The sequence below is a fragment of the Rhodococcus sp. 5G237 genome, from assembly GCF_053764735.1.
Map to the genome: position 1 here is coordinate 17734 of NZ_JBSNCD010000008.1, position 13829 is coordinate 31562.

Sequence of the window (13829 nt, forward strand, 5' to 3'; positions counted from 1 at the left end):
GGGATCGGGACCAGTGGTGAGTGAAGCCTTGCGTAAGGTCGGCGAGCAGGGGGCCGAGGGGAACGGTGGAGCCTCCGGCGGTGCTCGTATCGAAGCCTCCGGTGATGCCCGACCTGCGGCAGCCGAGCGGCGGCGGCCACGCAGGCGTCCCGAGCGTCGCGGAGCCAGGGCCGCGCTGCTTCCCCAGCTGATCGCGGCGGCGGTCGAACGCGACCCCTCCGCGACCGCAGTGGTCGAGGACGACCGTTCGCTCACCTACGCCGAGCTCGACGAGGCGTCGTCGCGTCTCGCGCGGTATCTCATCGGCCTCGGTGTCGGTCCCGAGGACGTCGTCGCGCTCGCGATCGCCCGGTCGATCGACTCGGTGCTCGCCACCTGGGCGGTCGCGAAGACCGGTGCCGCCTTCGTGCCCGTCGACCCGAACTATCCCGCCGACCGCGTCGAGCACATGACGGTCGACTCCGGCGCGGCACTCGGCCTCACCCTCCTCGAGAACGAACCCGCCCTGCCCTCCACGACCCGGTGGATCGCACTCGACGACCCCGCGATCGCGCAGCAGCTCGCGGCTCTTCCGTCCGAGCCCGTCTCGTTCGACGAACGGGTACGGACGCTGCGGGTCGAGAACACGGCCTACATCATCTACACCTCGGGGTCGACGGGACGTCCGAAGGGCGTCGTCGTGACCCATTCGGGTCTGGGGAACTTCTGCACCGAGCAGGTGGAGCGGTACGCCCTGACCTCCGACTCGCGCACGCTGCACTTCGCGTCCCCGAGCTTCGACGCCTCCATCCTCGAACTGCTGCTGGCGATCGGCGCATCGTCGACGATGGTGATCGCCCCGACCTCCGTGTACGGCGGCGAGGAGTTCGCGGAACTCGTTGTGCGACAGCAGGTCACGCACGCCTTCGTCACCCCGGCCGCGCTGGCCTCGGTCGACCCGACGGGCCTGGACGTGCTCGACTGCATCGTCGTCGGCGGTGAGGCGTGCCCTCCGGACCTGGTGGAGCGGTGGGCGCCGGGACGCCGGTTCTTCAACGGCTACGGTCCGACCGAGACGACCATCATGACCAACATCTCGGACCCGCTGGTTCCGGGTGAGCAGATCACGATCGGTGCGCCCATCCGCAACACCACCGCGCACGTGCTGGACACGCGACTGCACGCCGTTCCGGCCGGGGTCACGGGCGAGCTCTACCTGTCGGGTCCGGGCGTGGCCCGCGGATACCACCGCCGACCGGAGCTGACCGCCGCCCGGTTCGTCGCGGCCCCCGGCGGCACGCGCATGTACCGCTCCGGCGACCTCGTCCGCGGACCCCGCGACGCCGCATCATCCATCGTCTACATCGGCCGGAACGACTTCCAGGTCAAGGTTCGCGGCTTCCGCATCGAACTCGGCGAGATCGACGCCGTGCTGGCCTCCTCGCCGGCAGTGGACTTCGCGGCGACGCTCGCGCGGACGGGCCCGTCCGGGCAGGCACAGCTGGTCGCATACGTGCACGCGGCCCCCGGCGCGCTCGTCGACCCGCAGGAACTGTCGGCCCTCGCTGCGGAGCGGCTCCCGGCCCACATGGTGCCCTCGGCGATCGTGCCGATCGACGAGATCCCGCTCTCGCCCACCGGCAAGCTCGACCGCGACGCACTGCCCGATCCGGGGCCGATCGTCACCGAGTTCCGGGCCCCGGAAACCGGCCCCGAGATCGCCATCGCCGCGGTGTTCGCCGACGTGCTGGGACTCGACTCCACGCGGGTCGGCCTCGACGACGACTTCTTCGATCTCGGCGGCAACTCGCTGGTCGCCACGCGGGTGGCGGCGCGGCTGAGCGAGCGCCTCGGTGTGCGGGTGCCCGCCCGTCTGCTCTTCGAGGGTTCGACGGTCGCGCAGCTCGCGGCGCTGGTCGAACCCCTCACCGGTGACGACCGGATCCCCCTCGTGGCCGGGCCGCGCCCCGAGACGATCCCTCTCTCGCTCGCGCAGCAGCGCATGTGGTTCCTGAGCCGGTTCGACACCGCCTCGGCCGCAAACAACATCCCCGTCGCGCTGCGACTGCGCGGGACACTCGACACCGATGCGCTCGGCGCCGCGGTCGCCGACCTCGTCGAACGCCATGAGACGCTCCGCACCGTCTATCCGGACCACGACGGGGTGGGCAGTCAGCTGATCCTGCCCGCCTCTGAAGCGACACCGACGCTGCGGGCCGAGGACGTCACCGAGGCCGAGGTGCACGGCCGAGTGGTGCGCGCGGTGACGACCGGCTTCGACGTCACCGCCGAGGTCCCGTTGCGCCTCGAACTGCTCCGCATCTCGCGCGACGCCGCCGGCGTCACGACGGCGCAGGACGAGCACGTCCTGATCATCGTCGTCCACCACATCGCCGCCGACGGCACCTCCATCGAGCCGTTCGTGCGCGACCTCGTCACCGCCTACCTCGCCCGCACGTCGGGCACGGCGCCCGGTTGGGAACCGCTGGCCGTGCAGTACGCGGACTACACCCTGTGGCAGCGCGCGGTCCTCGGCGACGAGGACGATCCGGAATCGACGGTCTCGAAGGAAATCGCCTACTGGACTTCCGTTCTCGTAGATCTGCCGGATCGTCTCGAACTGCCCACCGACCGGCCCCGCCCGGTCGAGGCGTCGGGCAGCGGTGCCACCGTCGAGTTCGAGATCGAGCCGGCTCTGCACGAGGCCGTCGTCGAACTCGGCCGGGCGGCGGGATGTTCGCCGTTCATGGTCGTCCACGCCGCTTTCGCCGTTCTGCTGTCCCGGATCTCGGGTGCGAGCGACATCGCGATCGGCACTCCGGTCGCGGGCCGTGGCGAGCAGACGCTCGACGATCTGATCGGCATGTTCGTCAACACGCTCGTGCTGCGGACCACCGTCACTCCCGATCGGACGTTCGCCGACGTCCTGCGCGAGGTCCGCGCCTCGGACATCGACGCGTTCGCCCACGCCGACCTGCCGTTCGAGCGGCTCGTGGAGGTCCTCGACCCCGTTCGTTCCGCCGGTCACCATCCGCTCTTCCAGGTGGCCCTGTTCTTCCAGAACATGGAGCAACCCGAACTCGCCCTGCCCGGACTGGACGTCGAGCCGGTGGATCTCGGTGGCAGCATCGCCAAGTTCGACCTGCAGCTCACCGTCGGACCGCGGGAGGTCGAGGGACGACCCGCCGGTATGGGCGCCCAGTTCACCTATGCCACGGACCTTTTCGATGAAGCGACGGTGCGGTCGCTCGCCACCCGCCTCGTGACGGTGCTCGAAGCGCTCACCGGCGACGTCGACACGGTCGTCGGCGACGTCGACCTGCTGGCCGCGCCGGAGCGGCAGACGCTCACCGTCGAGGTGAACGCCACCGAACGTCCGGTCACCCCGCAGACCCTGCTCTCGCGTTACCGCACGCAGGTCGCCTCGACTCCGGACGCCACCGCGGTCGTCTTCGGCGACGACGCGCTCACCTATGCGGCGTTCGACGCGCGGGTCAACCGACTCGCCCGTCACCTGATCTCGGTCGGTGTCGGACCCGAATCGCTCGTTGCACTGGGCATCCGGCGTTCGATCGATCTCGTCGTCGCCATGTACGCGGTCGTCACGGCGGGTGGCGCCTACGTGCCGCTCGACCCCGATCACCCGGCCGACCGGATCGGCCACATCCTCGACACCGCACGACCGGTGTGCGTACTGAGCACCACCGCCGACGCCGGGGACCTTCCCGCCGGTGTCGACACGATCGTCGTCGACGACCCGGCTCTGTCCGACCATCCGGCCGAGCCCGTGCGCGAGGACGAACTGCGAGGCACCGTCCAGGCCGCCTCGCCGGCCTACGTCATCTTCACGTCCGGATCCACCGGACGCCCGAAGGGTGTGTCCGTCCCGCACGAGGCGATCGTCAACCAGCTCGAGTGGATGGCCGCGGAGTACGACATCTCGGCCGACGACGTGTACCTGCAGAAGACCGCCACGACCTTCGACGTGTCGCTGTGGGGCTACTTCCTGCCGCTGTGCACCGGCGGAACGCTCGTCGTCGCGACCCACGACGGTCACCGCGACCCGGCCTACGTGGCCGACGCGATCGTCCGGTACGGCGTCACGCTCACGGACTTCGTCCCGTCCATGCTCACCGTCTTCGCCGCCCACGCCCCGGCGGGCAGCTGCGCCGGCCTGCGCCACGTCTTCGTCATCGGCGAGGCCCTGCCGCCGGAGACCGTGACGGCCTTCCGGCGTCTCGGTGACGCGGCGGTCCACAACCTCTACGGCCCCACCGAGGCCGCGGTCTCGGCGACCTACTGGCCCGCCGAGGACGGCGACCATTCCGTGCCGATCGGTGTTCCCGAAGCGAACGTGCAGGTGTACGTGCTGGATTCGCGTCTGCGTCCCACCCCCGTGGGAACGCCGGGCGAGCTGTATCTCGGCGGCGTGCAACTCGCGCGCGGCTACGAGAAGCGCCCCGACCTCACGTCCGACCGGTTCGTCGCGAGCCCCCTCGGGGTGCGGGGAAGCAGGATGTACCGCACCGGCGACCTCGTGCGGTGGCGCCGCACCGCCGACGGTGCCCTCGTCCTGGACTATCTCGGACGCACCGACTTCCAGGTCAAGTTCCGCGGTCAGCGCATCGAACTCGGCGAGATCGAGACGGCGCTGCTCGGCTGCGCCGAGGTGAGCCAGGCCGTCGCGCTCGTCGTGCCGACACCGACCGGTGAGCAGCTGGTCGCCTACGTCGTGCCGGCACCCGAGCACACCGTCGACAAGGCGGTGCTGCTCGACGCGGTGCGCAGCGTCCTGCCGTCGTACATGGTGCCGTCGGCGGTCGTCGTGCTCGACGCGTTCCCGCTCAACACCAGCGGTAAGCTCGATCGCAAGGCCCTGCCGGAACCCGTCTTCGAGGTCCGCGAGTTCCGCGCTCCCCGCACCCCGATCGAGGAGATCGTCGCGAACGTCTACGCCGACGTCCTCGGCGTCGAGCGGGTCGGACGCGACGACCACTTCTTCGACCTCGGCGGCAACTCGCTCGTCGCGACGCAGGTCGCCGCGCGGCTCGGTGCCGCCCTCGGCGCGCGCGTCGCGGTGCGGTCGCTCTTCGAACATCCAGTGGTCGAATCCCTCGCGGCCCACATCGAGTCGTCGGCGGCCGGTGCCGCAGCCGTCCCGCTCACGGCACGCCCCCGACCCGACCACGTGCCGCTCTCGCTGGCGCAGCAGCGGATGTGGTTCCTCAACCGGTTCGAACCGGACTCGGCGGTCAACAACCTGCCGCTCGTGATCCGGCTGCGCGGATCGCTGGACCTCGACGCCCTGCGCGGCGCGGTCGGCGACGTGGTGCTGCGGCACGAATCCCTGCGGACCGTCTACCCGGAGACCGACGGCATCGCCCACCAGGTCGTCCTCCCCGCGGCGTCCGTCGTTCCCGACATCGAACCGTCCGAGGTCGATCCCACCGACATCCTGGACGAGGTCGCCGCGATCCTCGACGCCGGTTTCGACGTCACCGCGGAGGTTCCGCTGCGGATCCGGCTGCTGCGTGTCGCCGCCGACGACCACGTGCTCGTCGTGGTGCTCCACCACATCAGCGGCGACGGCTTCTCGATGGGCCCGCTCGCCCGCGACGTCATGGTCGCCTACGGTGCCAGAACCCAAGGGCTGCAGCCGAACTGGTCGCCGCTTCCGGTCCAGTACGCCGACTACACCCTGTGGCAGCGGGAGGTGCTCGGCTCCGAGGACGATCCGGAGTCGCCGATCGCCCGCCAGCTCGCCTACTGGCGCCACGCCCTGAAGGGCATCCCGGAGCAGATCGACCTGCCCGCCGACCGTCCGCGGCCGGCCGTCGCCTCGGGCCGGGGTGCGAACACCGCCGTGGAGATCGACGCGCGGACGCACGCGGCGCTCGACCGCCTCGCGCGGGAGCGCGTCGCGTCGCTGTTCATGGTCTTCCACAGCGCCCTGGCGGCCCTCCTCGCTCGGCTGTCGGGCACCGAGGACGTCGTGATCGGCGCCCCCATCGCCGGACGCGGTGAGCAGCTGCTCGACGACATGATCGGCATGTTCGTCAACACGCTCGTACTGCGGAGCGAGGTGCGCCCCGCCGACACCTTCGCCGATCTCCTCGGACGGGTGCGCGAGAGCGACCTCGGCGCGTTCGGGCACGCCGACCTGCCGTTCGAGCGCCTCGTGGAGGTCCTCGACCCGGAACGATCGCAGGCACGCCACCCGTTGTTCCAGGTCGCCCTGACCTTCCAGAATCTCGGGCAGTCCCGCTTCGAACTGCCGGGCCTGGCCGTCGAAGGCTTCGACGTCCCGGTCGCCCACGCCAAGTTCGACCTGCAGGTCACCGTCGTCGAGAGGTTCGACGCCGACGGCACTCCCGGCGGCCTCGACGTCGTGCTGACCTACGCCGTCGACCTGTTCGACGACGCGACCATGCGCCTCTTCGGCGAGCGTCTCGGCCGGATGCTCGCGGCGGTGGCGACGGATCCCGAGTCCGTGATCGGCGACGTCCCACTGCTCGACCCGGCGGAACGCACCGAGGTGCTCGAGGCGTGGAATGAGCCCGGCACCCGAGTCCCCGACGTCACGCTCGTGGACCGCTTCCGCGAGGCCGCCGAGGCACATCCGGATTCGGTCGCCGTGACCTTCGGCGACCGGCAGCTCACCTACGCCGAACTGTCCGCGCGGGTCAACCGCCTGGCGCGCGAACTCGTCGACCGCGGTGTCCGACCCGACACCCTCGTCGGAGTCGCGTTGCCGCGCACGGAGGAACTCGTCGTCGCGCTGCTCGCGGTGCAGCAGGCCGGCGGTGGCTATCTGCCGATCGACCTCACCTACCCGGCCGAGCGTCTGACCTTCATGCTCGAGGACGCGGCGCCGGTGTGTGTGCTCGTGGCGGGGGAGCCGGATGCGCTGCCCGCCACCGACGTCCCGGCGATCGACCTCGAACGGCTCGACCTGTCGACGCGGTCGGCCGATCCGCTCTCCGACGACGAGCGCGCGGCACCGCTGCGCAGCGACAACCTCGCCTACGTCATCTACACCTCCGGTTCCACAGGCCGGCCCAAGGGCGTGCAGATCCCGCACCGCACGGTGCTCGAACTGTTCGAGAACACCGCGCCCGCCTTCGGATTCGACGCCGACGACGTGTGGACCCTGTTCCACTCCTACGCCTTCGACTTCTCCGTGTGGGAACTGTGGGGTCCGCTGCTCCACGGTGGTCGCCTCGTGGTCGTCGACTACCACACCTCCCGGTCCCCGGAGGACTTCCACGCCCTCCTGCGGCGCGAGAAGATCACGGTGCTCAACCAGACCCCGTCGGCCTTCTACCAGATCGCCGAGGCGGACGCCGTTGTGGCCGAGCAGGATCCGGATGCGCAGCCGCTGTCCCTGCGGTACGTCGTGTTCGGTGGTGAGGCACTCGATCTGCGTCGCCTGGCCGGCTGGTATCGGCGGCACGGGGATTCAGGGCGAGCGCCGCGCCTGGTCAACATGTACGGCATCACCGAAACCACCGTGCACGTCTCCCATCTCGAACTGTCCTCCGCCGACGTCGACAACCCCGCGAGCACCGTCGGCCGCGCGATCCCCGGTCTCGGCATCTACGTGCTCGACGCCCGTCTGCAGCCCGTCCCGGTGGGCGTGCCCGGCGAGATCTACGTCCGCGGTGGCCAGCTCGCACGCGGCTATCTCGGTCGTGCCGAGCTGACCTCCGGGCGGTTCGTCGCCGATCCCTACGGTGCGCCGGGCTCGCGCATGTACCGCACCGGTGACGTCGCCCGATGGAACGCGCACGGGCAGCTCGAATACGCCGGTCGCAGCGACCTACAGGTACAGCTGCGTGGCTTCCGCATCGAACTCGGCGAGATCGAGGCGGCACTGACCGGTGTGGAGGGTGTCGCGCACGCCGTCGCGTCCGTGTGGTCGGACGAGCACACGGGGGAGAAGCTCGTCGGTTACGTCGTGCCGCGGGCCGGGCACACGGTCGCCCCGTCCGAGGTGCTCGAGCGGGTGGGCGAGTTCCTCACCGGCTACATGGTTCCCGACGCAGTGCTCGTGCTCGACGAGTTGCCGCTGACCCCGAACGGCAAGCTCGACCGCAGGTCGCTGCCCGAGCCGGTGTTCACCAGCGACCGCGAGTTCCGGGCGCCGCGGACCCCCACGGAGGAGACCATCGCCGAGGTCTTCGCCGACGTGCTCGGTCTCGAGCGGGTCGGGCTCGACGACTCGTTCTTCGCTCTCGGTGGCGACAGCATCGTGTCGATCCAGCTGGTGTCCCGGGCGAAGGCGCGCGGTGTCGTGTTCACCCCGCGCGAGGTGTTCGAGCAGCGCACGGTGGCCGGTCTCGCCGAAGTGGCGCGCGCCGGAACGGGATCCGAACCGGTGCTGCGCGAACTCGAAGGCGGCGGCGTCGGCGAGATCCCGCTCACCCCGATCGTGCGGTACATGGTCGAGCGTGGCGGCGGTTTCGACCGCTACACGCAGACCATCGCACTCGAACTGCCCGCCGGTATCGGACGCAGCGACGTCGTGGCGACGATCGCCGCCGTGGTGGGCCGGCACGACATGCTCCGGGCATGCTTGCGGGACGACGGTTCCGGTGAGTGGGTGCTGTCGACCTCCGCGCCGGGAAGTGTCGACGTCGACGCGCTCGTGACGCGCGTCGAGGTTCCCGCGGAGGCCGGCGACGAGCAGTGGGCGGAGATCGCCGCGCGCGAAGTCGACGCTGCCGAGGGGCGTCTCGCTCCGTCGCAGGGCATCGTCACGCAGTTCGTCTGGCTCGACCCCGCTGCCGGGGCGGCACGGACCGGACGGCTGATCGTGGTGGCGCACCACCTCGTCGTCGACGGGGTGTCGTGGCGGATCCTGGTGCCCGACTTCGTCACCGCGTGGGCACAGATCAGCCACGGGCAGCAGCCCGCCCTCCAGCCCGTCGGCACGTCGTTCCGCACCTGGGCTCACGCCCTCGTCGACGGTGCCGCCGGACGAGTGACGGAGCTGCCGTTGTGGACATCCGTTCTCGACGGACCCGACCCGCTGCTCGGCGACCGCCCGTTCGACCCGTCGGTCGACCTGGCGTCGACGGTCGTGAAGGTGCCGGTCCGGGTCGACGCGGCGACCACCGAGACACTGCTGACCACCCTGCCCGAGCTCTACCACGGCTCGGTCAACGACGTGCTGCTCACGGGTCTCGCGCTGGCCCTGGCCGAGTGGCGTCGGGCGCGGGGCACGGACGTGCGGTCGGCACTGATCCGTCTCGAGGGCCACGGTCGCGAGGAGGACGTCGTCCCGGGCTCGGACCTCTCGCGCACCGTCGGCTGGTTCACGACGATGTTCCCCGTGCGGCTCGACCTGTCCGACGTCGACCTCGACGACGCGGCGGCCGGTGGTGCGAGCGCGGGTGCGGCATTGAAGGTGGTCAAGGAGGATCTCCGCCGCGTCCCCGATAAGGGCATCGGCTACGGCCTGCTCCGGTACTGCAACCCCGAGACGTCCGCTCGTCTCGCCGCGACGCCCGCCGGGCAGATCAGCTTCAACTATCTCGGCCGGCTCGACGCCGGTGAGGTCTCGACCGACCGGGTGCCGGAACTCGGGTGGCTGCCCGCCGGCGACCTCGGGGACCTGTCCGGAACCGATGATCCCGACGCCCCGGCCCTCGCCGCCGTCGACATCAACGCCGTCGTCCTCGGAGGCGAACTCGGAGCGAACTTCGGCTACGCGTCCGGTCTGCTCGACCGCGCCGACGTCGAGGACCTCGCACAGCGCTGGGTGCGTGCACTCGAAGCCCTCGCGGCGCACGCCACGCGCCCGGAGGCCGGGGGACGGACCCCGTCCGACCTGTCGCTGGTCGACGTCACCCAACGCGACATCGACCTGTGGGAGTCGCGGTACCGCGGCGCGGCGGACGCCTGGCCGCTCGCTCCGCTCCAGGCCGGCCTGCTCTACCACGCACTCCTGGCGGAGGGGCACTCCGATGCCTACAGCACGCAGGTGCTCGTGCACCTCGCAGGAGTGGTCGACGCGCAGCGGCTGCGCACGGCGGCTGAGGCGCTGCTGGGGCGCTACCCGAACCTCCGCACGGCATTCGTCGCGAGCGAATCGGGCATCCCCGTCCAGGTCGTCGTCGACGAGGTCACCCTGCCGTGGCGCGAGGTCGACATCCGGGGCGAGGACTCCGCAGTACTCGCCGATGTGCTGCGAGCGGAACAGGCCGTCGCGTTCGACATGGCCGAGCCGCCGCTGATCCGCTTCGTCCTCGTCCGCACGGGTGACGACAGTTGGACCCTCGCCGTCACGAGTCACCACATCCTGCTCGACGGCTGGTCGATGCCGCTGTTGATGAAGGACCTGCTGGTGCTCTACGCGACCCGCGGTGATGCGGGCGTCCTCGGCCGGGCACCGTCCTACCGGGCGTATCTCGAGTGGCTCGCGCGTCGCGACCACGAGACCTCCGTCGAAGCGTGGATACGCTCGCTCGACGGGATCGAGGAGCCCACCCTGCTGGCCGGGGGCAACACCGACGGCACGGGCGGCACCCCGGACGAGCACCGGATCGACCTCGGTCGTGAACGGTCCGACCTCCTCGCGGACACGGCCACGCGGCTCGGCGTCACGGTCAACACCGTGCTGCAGGGCGCCTGGGCCGTCCTCCTGGCCCGCACGACCGACCGCGACGACGTCGTATTCGGCACCACCGTGTCGGGCCGGCCCGCGGACCTCCCCGGCGTCGAGGCGATGGTGGGACTGTTCATCAACACCCTCCCGGTGCGGGTGCGCCTCGGCGCCGGCGAGACCGGGCACGATCTGCTCCGCCGCATCCAGGGCGAGCAGGCCGAACTGCTCGATCACCATCACGTCGGGCTCGCCGAGATCCAGCAGCGTGCCGGTACGGGAGCGCTGTTCGACACGCTGCTCGTGTACGAGTCCTATCCGGTCGACCGCAGCGGGATCGAGGCTGCGGGATCGATCGACGGCCTCGTCGTCGCGGGCGTCAACGCCCGGGACGCGACGCACTATCCGCTCACGGCCGTCGTCACCTCCGAGGAGGCGTTGACGCTCGCGTTCAAGTACCGCAGCGACATCCTGGCCGCGGAGGACGTGGCGACGCTGGCCGGCAGGTACGTCCGCATCCTCGATGCGCTCGTCGCCGATCCCGACTCCTCGGTGGACTCGCTGCCGTATCTCGACGCGGCCGAGATCGAGGATCTCGCCGACCGGTGGGGCGGACCCGCGCTGCCCGCGGTGCCGCTCGGTGATCTGCTCGCGGAGACCGCCGCCCGCAACCCCGACGGCGTCGCGGTCGTCCACGACGGACGCTCGCTGACCTACGCCGAACTCGATGCCCGGTCGTCGCGACTGGCGAGGCTGCTCGTCGGCCGAGGCATCGGGACGGAGGACGTGGTCGCGCTCGGACTGACGCGGTCGTTCGACTCCATCACCGCCGTGTGGGCGGTCGCCCGCGCCGGAGCCGCCTACGTGCCGGTCGACCCGAACTACCCGGCCGACCGTGTCGCCCACATGCTCTCCGATTCGGGGGCCGTCCTCGGCCTCACCGTCTCGGCCGAGCGGGACCGGCTGCCCGGCGACGTGCAGTGGGTCGACCTGACCGATCCCGCCACGCTCACGGAGCTGGAGGCCCTGTCCGACGAACCGTTCGCCGCGCACGAGAGGGTCCGTCCGGTCCGAGCGGACAACACCGCCTACGTCATCTACACCTCGGGGTCCACGGGCCTTCCGAAGGGCGTGGTGGTGTCGAACTCCGGACTGGCGAATTTCACTGCGGCGCAACGTGAGCACTACGGTCTGGATGCCGACACGCGGGCGCTGCACTTCGCGTCACCGAGTTTCGACGCCTCCATGCTCGAACTGCTCCTCGCCGTGGGCGGGGGTGGCACCCTCGTCGTCGCGTCCCCGGGAATCTACGGAGGCAGCGAACTCGCCGAGCTGATCCGGGCCGAGCGCGTGACGCACGCGTTCATCACCTCCGCGGCCGTCGCCACCCTCGATCCGGAGGGGCTCGACGGGCTCCGGGTGCTCGCCGCCGGCGGCGAGGCCGTGCCGCCGGAACTGGTCGCGCGCTGGGCGCCCGGACGGGCGTTCCACAACGTCTACGGTCCGACGGAGACCACGATCGTGACCACGATCAGTGAACCGTTGGCGCCGGGGGATCCGATCACGATCGGAGGACCGATCCGGGGCGTCCGCGCGCTCGTGCTCGACAGGCGCCTGCGGCCGGTGCCGGTCGGTGTGCCCGGCGAGCTGTACATGTCGGGAGTGCAGATCGCACGCGGATATCACCGCAGGCCCGGTCTCACGGCGGAGCGCTTCGTCGCCGATCCGTTCGGATCCGGTGGACGTCTCTACCGCACCGGCGACGTGGTCCGCTGGACCCACGACGGGAAGATCGCCTATGTGGGACGGTCGGACTTCCAGGTGAAGGTGCGCGGCTTCCGCATCGAACTCGACGAGATCGACGCCGTGCTGCGACGCGAGCCGAGCGTGGACTTCGCCGCCACCGTCGCCCGCCGGTACGACACCGGCAGTGTCCGCCTCGTCTCGTACGTGACCGCGACGGCCGGTCACCTCGTCGACACGGACGACCTGCTCCGCGCGGCCGCCCGAGCGTTGCCGCAGCACATGGTTCCCGACGACATCGTCGTGCTCGACGCCGTGCCGCTGACGCACGTCGGGAAGCTCGACCGCGCGGCGTTGCCGGAACCGGAGACACGGACCCGCCCGTACCGCGCTCCGCGTACCCACCTCGAGGAGGTCGTCGCGCGGGTGTACGCCGACGCCCTCGACGCCGAGCAGGTCGGTCTCGACGACGACTTCTTCGACCTCGGCGGCAACTCCCTCGTGGCCACCCAGGTGGTCGCGAGGCTGCGCGACGAGACCGGACTGCAGGTCCGTGTCCCGTGGCTGATGGAGACGCCGGCTGTCGAGGCTCTCGCGTCGCGGCTCGCCGCGGCCGTGGACGGAGCGGACGTCGATTCCGCAGGGACCGCGAACGCGGCGTCGGACGTGCTCGTCACGCTGCGTGCGGGCGATTCGACGACACCGGTCTTCTGCTTCCACCCGATGATCGGACTGGCCTGGCCGTATGCGCCTCTGGCAGCGCGACTCGCGACGAGCAGCGCGGTGTACGGCGTACAGACGCCGGCCCTGAGCGAACCCGGCTTCGTCGCGTCCTCGCTCGTCGATCTCGCGCGGAGGTACACGGACGAGATCGTCGCCGCCGCACCCGGCGGCCGATACCGCCTCATCGGATGGTCGCTCGGCGGTGTGCTCGCGCACGCCGTGGCGGTCGAGTTGCAGGCACGCGGACTGCAGGTCGAGGGCCTCGCCCTCATCGACAGCATCCCGCGGATCGACACCGACCGGTTCGCGACCGAACTCGCGGAGAACCTGCGTGCCTTCGGGGTCTTTGTGGACACCACCGCACTCGACGGCGGTCTTCCGCAGGAAGCTGCGGAAGCATTGGTCCGGGCCGTGCCGGACGGGTTGATCGACCTCGACGTGGAGCGGGTGCAGGACCTGTTCTCCGCGGCCGTGACCTCGCCCGAACTGATCAACGGTCACGACCCCGAGGTGTTCGCCGGCGACATGGAGTTCTTCAGTGCGACGGAAGAGCACCCGACGGAGGCGGACGCCGCAGATCTGTGGCGACCGTTCGTGTCGGGCCGTATCCGGACCCGGTTCGTGCCGGGTGCGCACGGCGAGATGATGGAGCCGTCCGCCATCGAGATCATCGCGCCGGCGCTCGACGCCACCACACGGGTGGTCGCCGAAAGTGGAGGAGACCGTCGGTCGCGGTAATGTGCACGAACGATTCGTCGATACACGTTGTGCTGCGCCG

General features: G+C 70.7%; 1 protein-coding gene. It reads left to right on the top strand.

Annotated features, from left to right (window positions below):
• Positions 1–16: 16 nt before the first annotated feature.
• Complete coding sequence (locus ACWPOC_RS19195; protein WP_455409185.1) at positions 17–13789, top strand: amino acid adenylation domain-containing protein; 13773 nt, start codon at positions 17–19, stop codon at positions 13787–13789.
• Positions 13790–13829: the final 40 nt, after the last annotated feature.